This window comes from Facklamia lactis, assembly GCF_015863205.1.
Taxonomy (GTDB): Bacteria; Bacillota; Bacilli; order Lactobacillales; family Aerococcaceae; genus Facklamia; species Facklamia lactis.
The window spans coordinates 19165-38528 of sequence record NZ_JACBXQ010000006.1 but is presented as its reverse complement, the minus strand read 5'-3'; the positions used below and the strand labels follow the sequence as shown (position 1 = coordinate 38528).

Sequence of the window (19364 nt, the reverse complement as noted above, 5' to 3'; positions counted from 1 at the left end):
TTAAAAGTAATTGTTACATTTAATGAGAAGGGGGAACACTATGAAACAGATAGTAAAATCAGCTTTTTTATTGGCGTTAATAATTTTTGCTGGATGTTCGATCCTGATAAATAAAGTTTCAGCCGCAGATAGGCCACAAGTTTTAACTACTTTTTATCCGGTTTATTTTATGGTCCAAAGTATTGCGGGAGAAGAAGCAGATGTCACTATGCTTCTTCCGAGTAATCAAGATGTTCATTCTTATGACTTAAGCGCTCGAGATGCAGTAATGGTCCAAGAGAGCGATTTATTTGTCTATCAAGATGATGAAATGGAAATTTTTGTTCAAGAATTAGCTAGTATTGTGGATCCTGCAAAGACTCGACTAGTAGAATCAACGAAGGGATTGGATCTATTAGAAGGTGAGGGGGGAGCTCATCAAGAAGCTCATGGTGGCGACCATCAACACGAAATCGATCCTCATACCTGGTTAGATCCCATGCTTTACGCTCAACAATCTGAGAATATCATGAAGGCGTTGGTAGAAATCGATCCAGATAATGCTAAAAAATATGAAGAAAATTACAATGAACTCCTAGAGAATTTAAAAATGCTTGATAAGGATTATCAAGAAAAGCTCAAAGAGTTATCGAATAGAACCATTGTGGTCCAACATGGAGCATTTGCTTATTTAGCCAATGCTTATGGACTTGAGCAGATGGCAATAGCAGGTTTGTCTTCTGAACAAGAACCTTCTGCACAACAGTTAGGAGAAATGCAAAAATTACTTTTAGAAAAGAACATTTCAGTGATTTATGTGGATCCTGCCCTCGATTCTAAAATTGCGGAGACGGTAGCTTCCGCTGCTCAGGTTGATTTATTACCTTTACGTACTATAGAGATAGTAACAGAGGAAGAACGGAAAGCTGGGGAAGATTACTTCTCTATTATGCGATCGAATCTTGACCAATTAACAAAGAATTAAAAATAAAGCAATATTGAAGGAGGGTTGGTTAGAGTGGAGATATTATCTGTTAAAGATTTATCTTTCTATTATGAAGAGGAGAAAGTTTTAAATAATATTAGTTTTACAATTCATGATGGGGAATTTGTAATTTTAACAGGCGAAAATGGAGCAGCAAAATCGACTCTCGTAAAAAATATTATAGGCTTATTAAAACCTGCTACAGGAGAAGTGAATCTAACCAAAAAAAATAGTTTGGGAGAAAAACTATCGGTAGGATATGTTGCACAAAATATTAATGCTTTTAATTCCGGTTTTCCTAGTACTGTTCAACGTTTTGTGGAGTCGGGCCGTTATAGTAAGGATCGTTGGTTTAAACCGTTAAATAGTCGGGATTATGAACATGTAGAAAGAGCATTAGCTGCTGTAGGAATGACAGAGATGCGACAGAAGTTGATTGGACAATTGTCTGGTGGTCAGAAACAAAGGGTTATACTTGCTCGAATCTTTGCGTTAGATCCCGATTTTTTTGTTTTAGATGAACCCACGAACGGGATGGATCGTTTTTCTCGCCGAGAGTTTTATAAATTACTACATCATTTAGCCCATGAGCATGGAAAATCAATTATGATGGTGACTCATGCGGATGAAGAAATTGAAGGCTATTATGATAGAGAAATTCGATTAATTAGAGAGGAGGGGTCTCCATGGAGATGTTTCAGTATGACTTCATCCAAAGGGCATTTATAGCAGGGATAGCGATGTCGTTTATCACTCCGATTTTGGGTCTATTTTTGATTTTAAGGAGACAATCTTTATTGGCGGATACGCTCTCTCATATTTCACTAGCGGGAGTAGCTTTAGGGATGCTATTACAAGTAAATCCAACGTATACCACACTTTTAATCGTTGTGATAGCTTCAATGGTGATTGAATATTTACGAACGGTTTATCGAAATTTTTCTGAAATATCTGTGGCATTAATGATGGCTACTGGTATGGCCATTGCCTTAGTGTTATTAAGCTTTAATACTAATAGTGGTGTATTTAAAGTGGATCAATATCTTTTTGGATCGATTATTCTAATTCAAGAACAAGAAGTAAAATTATTAATTATTTTAGCTATAGGGGTCGTTCTTCTTTATATAATTTTTAAAAAGCCTCTCTATGTCATTTCTTTCGATGAGGCTACTGCTCAAACTTCAGGCTTGCCTGTTAATTTAATTTCGACTAGCTTCTCAGTCATCACTGGGATTGCGATTTCTATTATGATGCCAATTGTTGGAGCGCTTTTAGTATCGGCGCTTGTAGTTATCCCGTCTGCTACTGCCATTAAGTTATCCCGTTCTTTTACCCAAGCAGTTCTGATGGGGGTCGGAATGAATATGTTGGGAATTTTTATCGGCTTATATACTTCCTTTAAATATGATACTCCGCCTGGAGCATCCATTACCTTAGTATTTGTATTAATTTTTATGTTTATGACAGTTCTGTTTAAAATAAAAGCTCTAGTTCGAAAATAAGTGAAAGCTGCGGAGAGGCGCAGCTTTTTTTATTCTACTTGAAAAGACGAACGAATGGTGTTAAAGTATAAAAAATATACGGTTTTAAGGAGAGAGTATGGGAATAAAATATAAAAGAAATCAACGATTAATTGCGATGACCCACCAATTATTGCGTCATCCTAATCAATTAATGAATTTACAAAGTTTTGCAGATCAATTTTCCTGTGCGAAGTCATCTATTAGTGAAGATATCGAGATGATTCGACAAGTGTATGAAGAAAATCAAATGGGTATGATTGAAACTTTAACTGGAAAAACCGGAGGCGTTATTTTTCGTCCACAATTATCTACACAGCAAATTGAAGAACTAAAGTATCAAATTCGTGATCGAATGCAGACAGGGCAACGAATACTTCCGGGTAACTATATATATGTGAATGATTTATTGCAAGATCCAGATATTTTGAATAATATTGCCCAGCTAATTGCCTCTTATTATGCTAAAAAATCGATTGACGTTGTATTGACTATTGAAGCTAAAGGAATTGGTCTTTCGGTGGCTGTGGCTAATTTCTTAAATGTTCCTTATGTGGTAGTTCGTCGTAAGTCCAGTACAGCAGAAGGTTCTACGATTTCAATTAATTACATTTCTGGCTCCCATCAAACAGTGAAAAAAATGGAATTATCTAAAAATAGTTTACCACCAGGGAGTCGAGTCTTAATTGTAGATGATTTTTTGCGAAATGGTGGAACAATTATCGGTCTAGCAAATTTAATTGCTGAATTTGATTCTGAAGTTGCTGGAATTTGTGTTTTTGCTGAAAATAAAGCAAAAGAGCGAATGGAAATACCGGACTATCAGTCCTTGTTTGAAACAAAGCTAGTGTTTGATAAGAAGAAAAAGCACTATACACTTCAGACCCAAGCTGGGAATTTTTTAGAAAATTTTGAACAAGCATAGATTAAAAACAACTTAATCGGTATAATAGGAATGGATTTGTTAGACATGAATTAAAAGGAGTGTTTTGATGGGGAAAAGAATGGCAGTAATTTTAGCGGCAGGTAAAGGAACACGAATGAAATCTTCTTTACCTAAAGTGCTCCATTCAATCAGTGGCCTTTCCATGGTTGAGCATGTGATTCGTGCGGTGAAACAAAGTGAAGTTGAGGAATTAGTGACAATTATTGGTAATGGTGCTGAACAAGTTCAAGAAAAATTAGGTGACCAGACTCAATTCGCTTTACAAACAGAGCAATTAGGAACCGGTCATGCTGTTCAACAGGCCGAAAATTTATTAAGTAAATTTTCAGGTAATACTTTAGTGATTTGTGGAGATACTCCCTTGCTAACAGGTGAGACCTTACACAATCTCTTTAAACATCATGAAGAAACGGATGCAGTAGCAACTATTTTGACTGCGGAAGCAGAAGATCCAACGGGCTATGGGAGAGTGATTCGTGATGAGCAATTAGCTGTTCAAAAAATTGTTGAGCAGAAAGATGCAAGTCCAGAAGAATTGGCTGTAAAAGAGATTAATACAGGTACTTATGTTTTTGATAACCAGGCCCTTTTTGAAGCGTTGAAACAAGTAGGGAATGAGAATGCTCAGGGAGAGTATTATTTGCCAGACGTGATTGAAATATTTAAACAACAAAAAGCTACGGTTTCTGCATATATTATGGAAGATATTCATGAGGGGATGGGCGTAAATGATCGAGTAGCTCTTGCCAATGCTCAACGTTTGATGAACGAAAGAATCATAAATCAGCATATGCGAAACGGCGTAACTTTTACTAATCCGTCAACTGTTTATATTGAAAGTGATGTCACTATTGGGCAGGATTCATTAGTGGAAGGTGGAGTTCATCTAAAAGGAAAGACTCAAATTGGAACAGGCTGTCAGATTGGATCTCATACGACGATCATTAACAGTGAGATAGGAGATCAAGTTTCCGTTCAACAATCTGTCATTGAGTTTTCTGAGGTGGATCAAAAGGTAACCATAGGACCTTTTGCTCATTTAAGACCTAAATCTAAGTTGGCAGAGGGGGTTCATATTGGTAATTTTGTCGAGGTAAAGAATTCTTATATAGGTAAGAATTCAAAGGCGGGTCATTTAGCCTATATTGGAGATGCGGATGTTGGACAAGACGTGAATATAAGTTGTGGGGTTATCTTCTGTAATTACGATGGTAAACGTAAGTATCGCTCTGTAATTGGAGACCAAGTATTCTTAGGAAGTAATGCAAATATTATTTCGCCAGTTGAAATAGGCGATCGAGCTTTTATTGCAGCAGGGTCTACTATTCTTAAGGATGTGGAAGAAGAGGCTTTAGCGATTTCAAGAAGTGAACAAGTGAATAAGATGGGGTATTGGAGCAAGTTTAACAATAAATAATTTTGAAAGAGGGATAAGTTTGGCTAGTAAGCACTATAAAGATCCGAAATTAAAGGTATTTGCATTGAGTTCTAATGAGCCTTTGGCAGCGAAAATTGCTGAAGCAGTGGGTGTTGATTTAGGGGAAATTACGCTATCGCAGTTTGCAGATGGGGAGATTCGAGTAAATATTGAAGAGTCAACCAGAGGAGCTCATGTTTATATCGTTCAATCAACGTCATTTCCAGTGAATGATCATTTAATGGAGTTGTTAATAACGATTGATGCCTTACGGCGTGCTTCTGCTAAGACTATCAATATTGTGATGCCATATTATGGGTATGCTCGCCAGGATCGTAAGGCTCAATCACGTGAACCGATAACAGCAAAGTTAGTAGCAAATATGCTAGAGAATGCTGGAGCTGATCGTGTAGTTGCGTTAGATTTGCATGCAGCACAAATTCAAGGCTTTTTTGATATACCTGTTGATCACTTATTGGGAGCTCCTCTTCTGGCTAACTATTTTATTGATAATAATTTAGTCGGTGAAGAAGTGGTCGTTGTGTCACCAGACCATGGGGGTGTAACGCGAGCTCGGAAGTTAGCAGAATTTTTGAAGGCTCCGATTGCGATTGTGGATAAAAGACGTCCTCGTCCAAACGTGGCAGAAGTTATGAATATTGTAGGAGAGGTAGATGGCAAAACAGCTGTGATTATTGATGATATGATTGATACAGCTGGGACTATTACAATTGCTGCTCAAGCCTTAGTGGATAGAGGGGCTAAAGATGTCTATGCTACTTGTACCCATCCTGTTTTGTCTGGGATTGCGATGGAACGATTACAGAAGTCAGTCATTAAGAAAGTGGTCATAACTGACTCTATTGCTTTGCCAGAAGAAAAGCATATTGATAAGATTGAAATTGTATCAGTTGCTCAATTGATTGGAGAAGCTATTAAGCGGATTCATGAAAACCGTTCAGTTTCACCATTGTTTAATGAGACTTTTACAGTTATTGATTAAATGACAAAAAATTTTTTTGACTGAGCACTATTATTGTGTGCTCAGTTTTTTTGTCTATGCTAATTAGATATAACATAGCCAATTTATTTCAAAGAAGGTATAATAATGGTGGATGAAGTAAATGAAAGTAGGATGAAGAATGAATCATCGAAAAGAATGGAATAATCTATTACGAATAGTTGTAGTAATATTGGGATCAATCGTTTCTCTCTTAAGCATTTTATTATCCTTTTATATTAAATTTTTAGGGGATGTTCCAGCTAGAAATTTTGCGGCTTTTGAAGCGAGTTTTATTTGGATTATGCTGGGGTTTATAGTAATTAATATTCTATTTGGTACGTATATTTTTTATAATAAAACTTATCTAGATCTCTTTTATTTTACTATGCTTAGTCAGCTTTTTCAGAGTTTTTTCATGATGGCATTGACTTATGCTGGGTCGTGGCTAACCTTTCCAAGGTCGGTATTGTTAGTGAATCTTTTTGTAGGGGGTATCTTACTATACTTTTACAATGGAGTAGCTTATTGGTTGTATCATAAAATATCAGGAAGAAAACGAATTCTGGTTGTTGGGGAAGAAGAAAAAGTTTTACAAGCGGTAATCAACTTTGATCATATGTCTAATCGCCGCCATGAGGTAACTCATGTTGTTTTGTCAAATTATTTTCAGAATGTAGTAGAGTTAGCTGAAGAAGTAGATATTATCTATTTGACTGGTTATATCGAAGAAACTGAAAGATTGAAGATCTATGATTTCCTTATGAAAACCAATAAGAAATTATTTTTGAGTACTAACTTTGCTAACCTGATGATGGTTAACCCTAACATTATGAGCTTTGAAGATGAGAGTATTATTGAAGTTTCAAGTTTTGGGATCCCTTTTGAACAAGCTATTTTAAAGCGGTCGATAGATATATTAGTTTCGTTAGTGATGTTGATCACACTGTCGCCAATTATGTTAGTTACAGCAATATTGGTACGCTTAGATAGTTCAGGACCCATTTTTTATCGACAAGAACGTATTAGTAAAGATCAACGACCTTTTAATATTCTTAAATTCAGATCGATGACTCAAACAGCAGAGGAAGAGTCAGGGCCTGTCTTATCTACCTCAAATGATAGTCGGGTGACTCGTGTGGGAAGATTCATTCGATCAACACGAATCGATGAACTACCTCAATTAATTAATGTGCTCAAAGGAGATATGTCCTTAGTGGGACCAAGACCAGAGCGACCATTTTTTGTGAATCAATTCATTTCAGAAAATGCATATTATTCATTGCGACACCATGTTAGAGCGGGCATAACAGGTTATGCACAGGTTTACGGAAAATATGCGACCGATTTTAATAGTAAGTTGAATTTTGATTTATTATATATTAAGAATTATTCTTTAGCTTTTGATTTTAAATTATTGTTTCAGACTTTGAAAATATTATTTGATAAGGTATCGGCTCGTGGAGTTGAAGAAACGGAAACAGGCTTACTTGGCTGGGATGATTATAAAGATCGTTTGACTATTGTTGGCCAGAATAAAAGCATAGTATAAAAAATTAGCTTATGTTAAAATTTATGTATTAATTAAGAAAGAGGAGGCTTTCATGAAAAAAACGCTAAGCATATTAATGGCTATGATGGTGATTTTTGTAAGCACAAATCTAAAGATCAATGCACAAGGAGAAGTTTCGGATGCATGGTCTGAAATAGCAGGGAAATCATCTAATGAGTTGACTTCAATGGAGATAATAGGGGATATTGCCTTAGCCATCGAATCTCAAGGTCGCCAGTCTGAGGTTGGATTTGTAGAGGGTGAATTTATATTAAATGATGATCCAATTGGAGCGCAGCTTTTGCTTAATGTTATTTCGCCCATGATAGGAGAACCTATTAGTTTTGAAATGTATGCGACTGATGGTGTTACTTATTTATATAATAGTCAAGAAGGAAAATGGGAAGTGGAGCAATGGACTTCAACAGCTGCGGAAATACGTAAAGAGTTAGAGGAGGCGATGAAGTCATCCCAAAATGAATTGAGTCAAGAGAATTTATCTGCAGAATCTTCGAATTTCATTGAAAAATACTTTACGGTAAAGGATGAAGAGGATCGTTATGCGTTTACTTTAAATGAGAAAATTGATGGTAAAGAATTTTATGAAGATCTTGATAAAGCAGTGGATTTAGACACAGTTATTAATAATGCTGTTGAAGAAGCAGATCAGCAAGCCGATCAGATTGGTAAGAAAGTAGATTCTAATTATGAGGAATCACTTAGAAATGTCATTAATCCAGATGCATTTGCTGATTTTTTCAAAATGGAACCCCAATTTACGATTGTATATGATAAAGTAACGGGGCTATTTCAAAGTTTAGATTTAGGTTTAAAAATTAATTCTGATCTGATTTCAGAAAGAATATCTACGAGGGAAGCTGCCTATCTTCCAGAATGGTTCCATTTAAATTCTAAGTTTGAAGCTAAAGGTTATGGAGAGAAGTATGATATTCAAGTTCCAACAGAAGCAACTAATAGTCAAAATCCTGTTCCGGATGAAGAAACAACAGAGGAACCGGCGGCATAATGAACTCAAAAAAACTCCACGGTTTTTGTGGAGTTTTTTGGTTGGAGAGTATCATTACATACTTGATCACAGGAGTATGGTACAATAAGCTAAATAATATAATCGTGATTGATTAATGATAGGAGTCGACTATGAAATATCAATATCCAGATGATAGTCTTATGGTACATACTGACCTTTACCAAATTAATATGCTGAAAACTTATTGGGAAAAGGGTGTTGACCAAAAAAAAGCAGTATTTGAAGTTTATTTTAGAGATAATCCTTTTCAAAATGGTTATGCCATCTTTGCTGGTCTTGAGCGAGTGGTTCATTATTTGAGTGATTTTCAATTTACAGAGTCGGATTTAGATTATTTAAAATCATTAAAAATCTATTCTGCTGAATTTTTAGACTATCTAAAAAATTTGGAGATGAATCTCTCTGTAAGATCCATGGTTGAAGGAGAGCTTTGCTATGCATCCGAACCTTTAATGCAAGTATCCGGACCTTTAGGTCAATGTCAATTGGTTGAAACAGCTATTTTAAACATTGTAAATTATCAGACATTGATAGCGACCAAGGCTGCTAGAATAAGATCTGTGGTAGGGGAGGGAGATAAAGTCTCTGAGTTTGGAGCAAGAAGAGCTCAGGAAATGGATGCAGCAGTATGGGGCGCTCGTTCAGCTTATATAGGAGGATTTGATTCGACTTCGAATGTTAGAGCGGGGAAATTATTTGGCATTCCCATTTCTGGAACCCATGCGCATTCTTTAGTACAAGCCTATCGTGAAGAGTACGAAGCCTTTAAAGCTTATGCAGAAACACATCGAGATGTTGTTTTTTTAGTAGATACTTATGATACGCTACGTTCAGGTATGCCTAATGCTATCAGGGTAGCAAAAGAATTAGGAGATAAGATTAATTTTGTAGGCGTTAGGATTGATTCAGGAGATATGGCCTATCAGTCTAAGCGAATTCGGGAGCAGTTAGATGAGGCAGGTTTTCCAAACACTCGCATTATTGCTTCTAATGACCTTGATGAAAAGACGATTTTAAATCTGAGGATGCAAGGAGCAAAGATTAATGATTGGGGAGTAGGAACTAAAATTATAACGGCCTATGATCAAGCTGCTTTAGGAGCCGTTTATAAACTTGTAAGTATTGAGGATGAGAAGGGAGAAATGGTTTCTACTATTAAAATTTCTTCAAACGCTTGGAAAATAACGACTCCGGGAATTAAGCAGGTTTGGAGAATTACCCGTAGAAAAGATGGCAAGTCTGAAGGTGACTATGTTACCTTGATCCATGAACGACCTGATCAACTTGATGAATTATTTATGTTTCATCCAATTCATACTTATATTAATAAAACGGTTCGTGGTTTTGAAGCTCGCCCCCTTTTAAGAAAGATTTTTGAGAATGGCAATCAAACTTATCAGTTGCCGACTTTAGATGAAATTAAGATTTATGCACAAAATAACTTTAATTATTTATGGGATGAGCATAAACGTATTTTAAATCCACAACAGTATCCCGTTGATTTATCACAAGAACTTTATGATTTGAAAATGAATAGTATTAAAGAGATCCAGAATAAAGTAAACCAAAATATTGAAGAAATGAAAATAAATTCTGGAGAGTAGAGAGGGATAAATGATGAGACCTTTACAAGCGGAAATAATCAAATCATTATGCGTGAAACCTCACATTGATCCAGAAAAAGAAGTGAAACAGACGATAGAATTTCTAAAAGAATATTTGAAGAAACATAAAGGATTGAAAAGCTATGTTCTTGGTATTAGCGGAGGACAGGATTCGACTTTAGCGGGGAAATTAACGCAAATAGCGGTCGAAGAAATTCGACAAGAGACTCAAGACGATTCTTATCAATTCATTGCAGTGAGACTGCCTTATGGACGTCAAAATGATGAGCAAGATGCCTTAGCTGCATTAAAATTTATCGAGCCAGATAAGGTTTTTACTTTAAATATTCAGATGGCTACGGATAGTATGGTCAAAGACTTAAAAAATGCTCATATTGAAATTTCAGATTATAATAAAGGAAATGTTAAAGCGAGACAGCGTATGATCATGCAATATGTAGTGGCAGGACATTTTTCGGGGGCTGTGATTGGAACAGATCATGCAGCAGAAAGTGTGACAGGGTTTTATACTAAGTATGGAGATGGAGCAGCCGACATCGTTCCTTTATGGCGATTGACAAAAGGTCAGGGGCGCCAAATGTTACAGTATTTAGGATGTCCCGAAGCACTCTATCGAAAGATTCCAACGGCAGATCTTGAAGAAGAGAGACCGATGCTGTCAGATGAGGAAGCTTTAGGAGTTTCTTATGAAGTGATTGATGAGTATCTACAGGGGAAAAGCATTACGGAAAAAGAGGCAGAAACGATTGAAGCATGGTATTTAAAGACACAGCACAAAAGACATATGCCTATTACGATCTTTGATGATTTTTGGCGTTAGTCTCAAGTGAAAAGGGGTGAATAGCTGTGGTGATCTTGTTAGAGCTGTTAATTAGAATGACAATCACAACAATTTGTGCAGCTTTATTCACTTATATTATTATGAGAGGATTTAATCGTTATCAGAAAAATGTCAAAGCTTGGCATCGGATCCCTAAACCAGTTTTTGGAGGGTTAGCTATTTATTTTGCTTTTTGGATTAACTATGGATTGGCATTGCCGGAGCTTCGTGTAACGAGCATGCAGATGGGAATCTTTTTGGCCTCGAGTATTATTATTATTACGGGGGTTATTGATGATTGGTTTGATATAAAGCCATGGGCAAAATCGCTAGGAATTATTCTAGCAGCACATATTGTTTATCAAATTGGAGATATTAGTTTTGCGACTAATATTTTCTCTTTTTTGACTTCAGATAATGTATCCTTTGGGAGTTATCTTTTGACAATAATTTGGATCTATTTTGTTACAAATGCGATCAATCTTCTAGATGGAATTGATGGGTTGGCTTCTAGTGTATCAATTGTAAGTTTAATTGCGATGGTGTTGATAACGGTTAATTTTTCTTTGAATTTACAAATTGATTTTGTCATGATGCTCCTGTTCTTGATAGCAGCTATTATGGGATTTTGGGTTTTCAATTGGCCGCCAGCTAAGATAATGCTAGGGGATACAGGTGCTTTGTTTATTGGCTTTATGTATGCAAGCTTGACGGTTAGTAATCTTAAAAATGCTACTATCTATTCTTTTATTTTTCCTGTTATGTTATATGCCGTTCCGCTTTTTGATACTTTGTTTGCTTTTGCAAGAAGGTTAGTTCAAGGGAGTCCAGTTACTCAAGGGGACCAAGACCATGTTCATCATCGTTTGTTGAGAAAAGGATGGAGTGAGAGACAAATTAATGGATTAATGGTATTGCTCACATCCATTTTCTCACTGTTAGCTTATTTTTTGCAGGCTTTCCCTCAATATCGAATAGAAGTATTGTTAATGGCAGGACTTTTTATTTTTCTATTGATTATTTTTATGATTAGAATCGGAAAAACAGAATAAACCGTTACGTCATTTATTAAAAGATGCGTAACGGTTTATTTTGTGATGGGAATATTAATAGCTTGGGAACCGATTATTTTCCAACTTATTTGTCCTTTAAAACGATTGGTTAGGTAGGCTTCAAAATCAGAAGCTGTTTCTTCGAAGAAGGCGCAAGTGTATTCGACTTGATCCGTATATTGAACATCAATAATGGTAGGGCCGTTTGTCATCTTTGCGATTTCATATTGAAAAGTATCATTTTGAGCATAATTAAGTGTTATATTGATGATTAATTGATGAGTGTTTTCGGATAAAGTGGCTTGTTGTAGCGTTGAACTGATAGATTCAGAATAGGCTCTGATGAGGCCTCCACTTCCTAGCTTAATGCCGCCATAATAGCGAACAACAATAGCTAAAATATTAGTTAAATTATTCTGTTTAAGAACTTCTAAAATGGGTATACCAGCAGTCCCAGATGGTTCTCCATCATCACTATATCTTTGGATAGAGGAGTTTTCACCTAAGATATAAGCATAACAGTGGTGGGTTGCTTTATAATGTTTTTTGCGAATGCGCTGGAGTTCTTCGTTAGCATCAAATTCATCTTGAATAGGAAATAAAAAGCCAATAAAACGTGATTTTTTGATTTCAATTTCATAATAAGTAGGTTCTAAGATACTTTTAAAGTTTATCATGGAGACATCCTTTCGATTATGTTAGGATATGATGTATAAGAATTTATAAATAATATAGGAAATTAAATAGATTGTAACATATTTTGTAATGAGCACAAAAAGCTAATAACGAAAGAATGGAAGTATGCTATGAAAACAGCAATAATTGTAGATTCAACTGCTTATTTAACTGAGGATATAAGAAGACATCCAGATGTATACGAAATTAATCTAAGTGTTCTATTTGAGGATGGGACTTATTTTGAAGATACTGCTGATGGGGATGAACAGAGAAAATTTTTTAACCTTTTGAAGCGGAGCCCTCATCTCCCCACCTCTTCTCAGCCTCAACCCGGATTATATTATCAGCTGATTGAAGATTTGATTGCAAAAGGCTATCAGGCTTTTATAGCTATTCATCTCTCTTCGGCGATTTCAGGAACATTTAATTTGGCGCAAAGCCTTATTCGAGAGTTTGCAGATCAAATTCAAGGATGGGCAATTGATTCAAAAGCATCTTGTATTGTGCTGGAAGTTCTAGTGCGTCATGGGATAAAATTATTAGAAAACAAAGTTGATCCAACTAAAGTGGTTCAATTTTTAAGATGGCAAGCAGAGCATACAGAGATCTATTTAATGGTGGGAGAGCTGGATAATCTGGTCAAAGGGGGACGATTGTCTGCAGGAGCTGCAGCTATCGGTCAATTATTGAAAATTAAACCGATCTTAACTTTTAATCAAATAGGAGAAATTGTTTTATTGGAGAAAATTAGAACTAACAAAAAGGTTTATCAAAGATGGCTCCAATTAATTGCGAAAGCGTTAGATACTTATCCACAAGGAGTTAGTATTTTAGTGACACATGCAAATAACGAAGTAGATCTGGAAAAATTGGTAGAGAAGATTACTACTGTCTATCCTGATCTCCCTCTTTATATTAATACGATAGGACCTGTGGTTGGAACTCATATTGGAGAAGGGAGTCTTGGAATGGCGGTAATGCCACATGTTAAAGAAGAATAGGCTTTACTATTAAATAAAATTAGCGCTCTTCCTTCAAAAAAGTGTATTTATGGATGCACTTTATGAAGGGAGTTTTTGTTGTGTGGAGACATTTGTTTAAGGGCAGAATACTGACCTATCACGAAGTGGAGTTATGTTGGTATGAGAATCATTTGATCAAAGAAATTAGCTTGACTGAACTTTTCTCTAGTTTAAAGAAAGTTAAGGGGATCCTTATGAAGAAGAAAGAGAAAGTATGTGTCAGATGTGGGACGCAGGATCCAGAACATTTTGTTCAACTACCTGATGATAAAGGTGAAAAAAATTTTTATTGTGTAAATTGTATTCAATTGGGAAGAGTGACAACGTTTCAATTTCTCTATTATTTGGATGAGGATAAAAGAGCGGGCAATCAGAGAAGTCCTTCCCTGATGACTTGGCGTGGAGTTCTTTCTTCCGAACAGAAAAGAGCATGTCAGGAAGTTTTAGATCAAATGGCTGATATTCAAAGGCCACATTTAATACATGCAGTTACAGGAGCAGGGAAAACGGAGATCATATTTCCGATTATAGACGCTTGTCTTCAAAGAGGTGGGCGTGTCTGTATCGCTTCACCTAGAGTGGATGTCTGTTTAGAGTTAGCCCCACGCATTCAAAAAGCTTTTAAAACGATTCCTGTCTGTGTCTTACATGGGCAATCAAAAGAAAAATATTTTCGAACAGAAATAACCATTGCAACTACCCATCAACTTTTGCGTTTTCAATCTGCTTTTGATCTGATGGTGATAGATGAAGTGGATGCATTCCCTTATAAGGATGATAAGAGTCTTCATTTTGCGGTATCACGAGCAGTTAAAGAACGGGGTAAATTGCTTTTTCTTACGGCTACTCCTGATAAAACTTTAGAAGAGGCAATAAAAAATGGGAAGATCATTAGAACGACTCTTCCAGCTAGATTTCACGGCTATCCGCTTCCTGAACCGACTTTATATTGGATTGGTAATTGGAGAAAGGCTATTATAGAGCGAAATATAAAAAGCAGGCTTTGGCAGCTTATCAAGATGTTTAAACGTCTTCCCGGCATCAAACTAATTTTTCTTCCGGACATTTCCCTTCTCAAAAAATTGTTTCTTTGGATGGATCACCGATATCCGAATGACAAGATTGCTTCTGTCTATTCAACGGATCCAGAGAGGCATTATAAAATTAGTCAAGTTCGGAAAGGGAGTATAGACATTATAATTTCGACGACTATTTTGGAAAGAGGGGTAACATTTGAAAATTGCCATGTTTTAATTATTGGAGCAGAAGATAATTATTTCAAGAAGTCAGTTTTGATTCAAATGAGTGGACGAGTGGGGCGAAGCAAGAATTTTCCATGCGGGAAGCTCATTTATGCACACTATGGTATTAGTATTTCAATGCGACAAGCGAATAAAGAAATTCGAAACTTAAATAAGATGGCTGATCGAATGGGACTGTTAAGGAGATTCAGCAATGGATAATAGCCACTATTGTTTGTTATGTAAGAAACTTTTACAGCGCGAACTTACTTGGCGGCATATATTTAGCTTTAAACAAATTTTGTTTGAAGCGATTTGTGCAGAATGTAATTCAAAGTTTAAAGAGCATCACTTCCATGAAAATAATTGTGAAGGCTGTGGTCGACAACTAGAAAAAAATAGTCACGATGCTTATCAGAAAATTTATGAGATTCAATCTAAAAAATATTGTCATGACTGTTATCTTTGGTTAGAAACTTATCCTGATTATTATTTACATCATCGCTTTATTTTTACTTATAATTTGTTCTTTAAGGAGTGGTTGTATCAATATAAGTACCAGGGGGATGCCCGATTAGCAAAGGTCATGAGACATCCTTTACGTCACACTTACCAAGAATTAAAAAATTATACATGGATTTATCTTCCATCATCGGAACAAAATAAAGTGATGAGAGGATTTCATGCCACAGGATATTTGTTAAAAGAGGCAGGAATTCCATGTTTTTGTCCATTTAACTATACTGGCGATGGTGTTCGTCAGGCCAGCAAGGGTCGACAAGATCGACTTCAATTGATGAAATGCTTTGAACCGTGTTATGCGTATACGAAATATTTTCAAACGATTAAAAAGTGGTTACTATTTGATGATCTTTATACAACGGGGGCAACGATAATGAGGGCAAAGGAAGTACTTTATGATGTGACTCGAGAACATGGAAATGCATCCATTCAGGTTATGAGCTTAAGCCTTGCTCGTGATAATTTGCTCATCGATGAAATGTAGAGCGCTTTCATAAGCGGTGTGGATATGTTATAATATGTGAAAGCTAACTAAAAGCTTTATACTTTCAATTATGTTAACATTGAAAGAAATAGATAGGAAATGAGGGATGTATATGTTTAACTATAATGTTCGCGGAGAAAATATTGAAGTGACCCAAGCAATTCGAGAGTATGCCGAGAAGAAGGTTGCTAAATTAGAAAGGTTCTTCACTGATACTCCTAATGCGACGGCCTATGTCAACCTGAAGGTGTACCCAGACAAGACAGCTAAGGCAGAGGTTACAATTCCTTTATCATTCTTAGTCTTACGTGCGGAAGAAACAACCCCTGATTTGTATGCAAGTATTGATTTTGTAGTGGATAAATTAGAAAGACAAGTTCGGAAATATAAAACAAAAATAAATCGTAAGTCTCGAGAAAAAGGTTTTGCAGGTATTGATGCTTCTCCGACTGAAACGATCTCTCAAGAAGGACCGCTAGAGGTGGATCAAGAGTTAAGTCTAGACATTGTTCGCTCTAAACGAATAGAATTAAAACCAATGGATTCTGAAGAAGCTGTGTTACAGATGAATATGTTAGGTCATGACTTCTTTGTTTATAAAGATCATGAAACGAATGATATAAATATTGTGTATCGTCGTAAAGATGGTCGATATGGTTTAATTGAAACAGCTACAATTGAATAAGAGTTGAAGAAAAAAGAGGTTTTAACCTCTTTTTTCTTATGTTATTAAATATACGAGTCAGAATGATTTAAGGCTTGTCACTAGATGAATTTATCGGTATTCTAAATCATGGAAAATTAGTTTTAAAAGCAACCTCATTAGTGGTACAATGAGAAAGTGAATATATTTGTCTGAATGATACGAGACAAGTGGATAATATTACTGGTAATTAAAGGAGTATATAGATGGGGAATTTTCTTAAGAATTTAATTGAAAATGATAATGCTGAACTTCGACGCACAGGGAAATTAGCGGATCAAGTGATGGCTTTAGAAGATAAATATAAAGTAATGAGTGATGATGAATTACGAGCTCAAACAACTTATTTCAAAGAAGAGCTTGCTACTGGCAAAGAAGTTGATGATATTCAAATTGAAGCTTTTGCAGTGGTACGTGAAGCAGCAAGAAGAGTTTTAGGTTTATTCCCTTATAAGGTTCAAATCCAAGGAGGCTTTGTCCTTCATAATGGAAATATCGCTGAAATGAAAACCGGAGAAGGAAAGACCTTAACCGCCACCATGCCTGTTTATTTAAATGCGCTTGAAGGCAAAGGAGTTCACGTTGTGACAGTTAACGATTATTTAGCAACCCGTGACTCGAAAGAAATGGGAGAGGTTTATCGTTTCTTAGGTTTGACTGTAGGTTTAAACCTAAACTCCATGAATTCCAGTCAAAAAAGAGAAGCTTATAATTGTGATGTTACATACTCTACGAATAATGAATTAGGTTTTGACTATTTGCGTGATAACATGGTGGTGTATAAATCCCAAAGAGTCCAACGGCCTTTACATTTTGCTGTTGTCGATGAGGTAGACTCAATTTTAGTTGATGAGGCAAGGACCCCATTGATTATTTCAGGTCAAGCTGAGAAGTCTACGGCTTTATATAATCGGGCGGATTACTTTGCTAAGGGGCTTAAGGAAGAAGAAGATTATACCATTGATTTAACTTCAAAAGCTATTTCTCTGACGGATACGGGTGTTGATAAAGCTGAGAAGATTTTTAGACTTGCTAATCTTTATGATGTTGAAAATTCGGCTTTAGTCCACCACATTGATCAAGCTTTACGAGCGAATTATATTATGTTACATGATATTGACTATGTTGTCGATGAAGGAGAAGTCAAAATTGTGGACCCATTCACTGGGCGTATTATGGATGGACGTCGTTATTCAGATGGTCTTCATCAAGCGATTGAGGCTAAAGAAAATGTTGAAATTCAAGATGAGTCGAAAACCATGGCAACGATTACTTTCCAAAATTATTTCCGGATGTATAGAAAATTATCAGGAATGACAGGTACTGCTAAAACCGAAGAAGAAGAATTTCGTGAGATTTATAATATGAATGTTACTTCCATACCAACTAATGCTCCTGTTATTCGTGATGATCGACCTGACTTGCTCTATCCTAATTTGAAATCGAAATTTGCAGCTGTTGTTCGTGAGATTAGTGAACGTCATGCTAACGGTCAGCCTGTACTGGTGGGAACTGTAGCGGTGGAAACCTCTGAATATTTATCACGTTTGTTAAACCAACAAGGAATTCCACATGAAGTTCTTAACGCTAAGAACCATTTTAAAGAAGCAGAAATTATTCTGTCAGCGGGACAAAAAGGGGCTGTAACTATTGCAACGAATATGGCAGGGCGTGGAACGGATATTAAATTAGGTTCAGGTGTTAAAGAAATGGGTGGATTAGCTGTTATTGGTACAGAACGACATGAATCACGTCGGATTGATAACCAGCTCCGAGGCCGTGCTGGACGTCAAGGTGATCCTGGTGCTTCGCAATTTTATCTATCTCTTGAAGATGATTTAATGCGTCGCTTTGGTTCAGACCGCATTCAAGCTGTTTGGGAGAAACTTAATTTAACAGATGATGTAAATGATGGAGAAGATATGGCTATCCAAAGTAAAATGCTGTCAAGACAAGTAGAATCTGCCCAAAAGCGGGTAGAGGGAAATAACTATGATACTCGTAAGAGTGTACTAGAATACGATGAGGTTATGCGTGAACAGCGGGAAGTTATTTACGGGCAACGACTTCAAGTTATTAATGAAGAAGAGACGCTTACACCTTATGTCAAAGCCATGATTAAACGAACGATTGAAAGAGAAGTGGCTTATGCGACAGAAGGGGACAAGAAAGATTGGAACTTAGACTCACTCTTAGAATTTGGTCATACTGCTTTGACAAGCCCAGAGAAACTTCAATTTTCTGATTTAGAAGGAAAAACAGCCAAAGAATTGGTAGAGTATCTCTATAATCATTCTGTAGCGGCTTATGATGAGAAAATTGCCTTATTAAATGGTCCTGAACAAGTTTTAGAATTTGAGAAAGTGATTATATTACGAGTAGTCGATTCTAAGTGGACTGACCATATTGATGCGATGGATCATTTACGTCAAGGCGTTGGGTTAAGAGCTTATGCTCAAACCAACCCATTAACAGAGTATCAGACAGAGGGATATGAACGTTTCCAAGAAATGATTTCTTCTATCGAATATGATGTAACACGCTTTATTATGAAGGCACAAATTAGACAAAATATAGAACGGGATCAAGTGAATCAGACTCAACCTCGAGTGAAATCAAGTTCATTGCCTCCGCTTCACAAAAGTGTCAAAACCTTAAAAGGTTAAAACTAGAATACTCAATAATGAAAAGGGCGAAATTTCCGCTTTCGTAGCTATGTTAGTTCGCTACGTTTGTGGGAATGCCCTTTTTCACTTAGTAAGAATTAAAA

17 protein-coding genes are annotated in these 19364 nt (G+C 36.2%); 16 read left to right on the top strand and 1 reads right to left on the bottom strand.

Translation table 11 applies throughout. The features are described 5' to 3' along the window. Positions 1-40 precede the first annotated feature (40 nt). The 11 genes from HZY91_RS09430 to HZY91_RS09380 all read left to right on the top strand — a co-directional run bounded on the left by HZY91_RS09430 (position 41) and on the right by HZY91_RS09380 (position 11944). A complete protein-coding gene (locus HZY91_RS09430) occupies positions 41-964 on the top strand; it encodes a metal ABC transporter substrate-binding protein (RefSeq protein WP_197116018.1) in 924 nt (307 codons plus the stop codon). Between the two features lie 33 nt (positions 965-997). Next, entirely contained in the window at positions 998-1693 is a 696-nt protein-coding gene (locus HZY91_RS09425) for a metal ABC transporter ATP-binding protein (protein WP_197116017.1), read from the top strand. Continuing rightward, a complete protein-coding gene (locus HZY91_RS09420; RefSeq protein WP_197116016.1) occupies positions 1651-2466 on the top strand; it encodes a metal ABC transporter permease in 816 nt (271 codons plus the stop codon). The genes HZY91_RS09425 and HZY91_RS09420 overlap by 43 nt, the downstream gene beginning before the upstream one ends. A 97-nt stretch (positions 2467-2563) precedes the next feature. Further along, complete coding sequence (purR, locus tag HZY91_RS09415; protein ID WP_197116015.1) at positions 2564-3409, top strand: pur operon repressor; 846 nt, start codon at positions 2564-2566, stop codon at positions 3407-3409. A gap of 67 nt (positions 3410-3476) precedes the next feature. Further along, positions 3477-4847: a bifunctional UDP-N-acetylglucosamine diphosphorylase/glucosamine-1-phosphate N-acetyltransferase GlmU gene (gene glmU / locus HZY91_RS09410; RefSeq protein WP_197116014.1), complete on the top strand. Its 1371-nt coding sequence runs from the start codon at positions 3477-3479 to the stop codon at positions 4845-4847. Between the two features lie 19 nt (positions 4848-4866). Beyond that, complete coding sequence (locus HZY91_RS09405) at positions 4867-5850, top strand: ribose-phosphate diphosphokinase (protein ID WP_197116013.1); 984 nt, start codon at positions 4867-4869, stop codon at positions 5848-5850. 139 nt (positions 5851-5989) lie between these two features. Beyond that, positions 5990-7399, top strand: a complete 1410-nt coding sequence (locus HZY91_RS09400; RefSeq protein WP_197116012.1) for a sugar transferase — start codon at positions 5990-5992, stop codon at positions 7397-7399. A gap of 52 nt (positions 7400-7451) precedes the next feature. Further along, positions 7452-8426 (top strand): DUF6612 family protein, encoded by a 975-nt coding sequence (locus HZY91_RS09395; RefSeq protein WP_197116011.1) that lies wholly within the window; start codon positions 7452-7454, stop codon positions 8424-8426. Between the two features lie 131 nt (positions 8427-8557). Continuing rightward, positions 8558-10051, top strand: a complete 1494-nt coding sequence (locus tag HZY91_RS09390) for a nicotinate phosphoribosyltransferase (RefSeq protein WP_197116010.1) — start codon at positions 8558-8560, stop codon at positions 10049-10051. Positions 10052-10064: 13 nt separating this feature from the next. Further along, the gene (gene nadE, locus HZY91_RS09385) at positions 10065-10892 is read left to right on the top strand and encodes an NAD(+) synthase (RefSeq protein ID WP_197116170.1); all 828 of its coding nucleotides are present in this window, start codon (positions 10065-10067) and stop codon (positions 10890-10892) included. Positions 10893-10918: 26 nt separating this feature from the next. After that, positions 10919-11944, top strand: a complete 1026-nt coding sequence (locus HZY91_RS09380) for an MraY family glycosyltransferase (RefSeq protein ID WP_197116009.1) — start codon at positions 10919-10921, stop codon at positions 11942-11944. 35 nt (positions 11945-11979) lie between these two features. On the opposite strand, the gene HZY91_RS09375 is transcribed toward HZY91_RS09380, so the two are convergent. Beyond that, entirely contained in the window at positions 11980-12621 is a 642-nt protein-coding gene (locus HZY91_RS09375) for a YigZ family protein (protein WP_197116008.1), read from the bottom strand. 129 nt (positions 12622-12750) lie between these two features. Between HZY91_RS09375 and HZY91_RS09370 the strand changes: the two genes are divergently transcribed. The 5 genes from HZY91_RS09370 to secA all read left to right on the top strand — a co-directional run bounded on the left by HZY91_RS09370 (position 12751) and on the right by secA (position 19260). Further along, a complete protein-coding gene (locus tag HZY91_RS09370; protein ID WP_197116007.1) occupies positions 12751-13623 on the top strand; it encodes a DegV family protein in 873 nt (290 codons plus the stop codon). A gap of 53 nt (positions 13624-13676) precedes the next feature. Then, positions 13677-15107, top strand: coding sequence for an ATP-dependent helicase ComFA (locus HZY91_RS09365; RefSeq protein ID WP_499797666.1), 1431 nt, complete (start codon positions 13677-13679; stop codon positions 15105-15107). Beyond that, a complete protein-coding gene (locus HZY91_RS09360) occupies positions 15100-15891 on the top strand; it encodes a ComF family protein (RefSeq protein ID WP_197116005.1) in 792 nt (263 codons plus the stop codon). Before HZY91_RS09365 ends, HZY91_RS09360 begins: the two co-directional genes overlap by 8 nt. A gap of 112 nt (positions 15892-16003) precedes the next feature. After that, entirely contained in the window at positions 16004-16576 is a 573-nt protein-coding gene (hpf, locus tag HZY91_RS09355; RefSeq protein WP_197116004.1) for a ribosome hibernation-promoting factor, HPF/YfiA family, read from the top strand. Between the two features lie 224 nt (positions 16577-16800). After that, positions 16801-19260 (top strand): preprotein translocase subunit SecA, encoded by a 2460-nt coding sequence (secA, locus tag HZY91_RS09350; protein WP_197116003.1) that lies wholly within the window; start codon positions 16801-16803, stop codon positions 19258-19260. Positions 19261-19364: the final 104 nt, after the last annotated feature.

What these genes read in the sequence shown, in the direction of transcription:
- HZY91_RS09430 (WP_197116018.1), top strand. Translation starts at nt 41, where the DNA reads ATGAAACAGATAGTAAAATCAGCTTTTTTATTGGCGTTAATAATTTTT.
- HZY91_RS09420 (WP_197116016.1), top strand. Translation starts at nt 1,651, where the DNA reads ATGGAGATGTTTCAGTATGACTTCATCCAAAGGGCATTTATAGCAGGG.
- purR (WP_197116015.1), top strand. Translation starts at nt 2,564, where the DNA reads ATGGGAATAAAATATAAAAGAAATCAACGATTAATTGCGATGACCCAC.
- glmU (WP_197116014.1), top strand. Translation starts at nt 3,477, where the DNA reads ATGGGGAAAAGAATGGCAGTAATTTTAGCGGCAGGTAAAGGAACACGA.
- HZY91_RS09400 (WP_197116012.1), top strand. Translation starts at nt 5,990, where the DNA reads ATGAATCATCGAAAAGAATGGAATAATCTATTACGAATAGTTGTAGTA.
- HZY91_RS09395 (WP_197116011.1), top strand. Translation starts at nt 7,452, where the DNA reads ATGAAAAAAACGCTAAGCATATTAATGGCTATGATGGTGATTTTTGTA.
- HZY91_RS09390 (WP_197116010.1), top strand. Translation starts at nt 8,558, where the DNA reads ATGAAATATCAATATCCAGATGATAGTCTTATGGTACATACTGACCTT.
- nadE (WP_197116170.1), top strand. Translation starts at nt 10,065, where the DNA reads ATGAGACCTTTACAAGCGGAAATAATCAAATCATTATGCGTGAAACCT.
- HZY91_RS09375 (WP_197116008.1), bottom strand. Translation starts at nt 12,621, where the DNA reads ATGATAAACTTTAAAAGTATCTTAGAACCTACTTATTATGAAATTGAA.
- HZY91_RS09370 (WP_197116007.1), top strand. Translation starts at nt 12,751, where the DNA reads ATGAAAACAGCAATAATTGTAGATTCAACTGCTTATTTAACTGAGGAT.
- HZY91_RS09365 (WP_499797666.1), top strand. Translation starts at nt 13,677, where the DNA reads ATGCACTTTATGAAGGGAGTTTTTGTTGTGTGGAGACATTTGTTTAAG.
- HZY91_RS09360 (WP_197116005.1), top strand. Translation starts at nt 15,100, where the DNA reads ATGGATAATAGCCACTATTGTTTGTTATGTAAGAAACTTTTACAGCGC.
- hpf (WP_197116004.1), top strand. Translation starts at nt 16,004, where the DNA reads ATGTTTAACTATAATGTTCGCGGAGAAAATATTGAAGTGACCCAAGCA.
- secA (WP_197116003.1), top strand. Translation starts at nt 16,801, where the DNA reads ATGGGGAATTTTCTTAAGAATTTAATTGAAAATGATAATGCTGAACTT.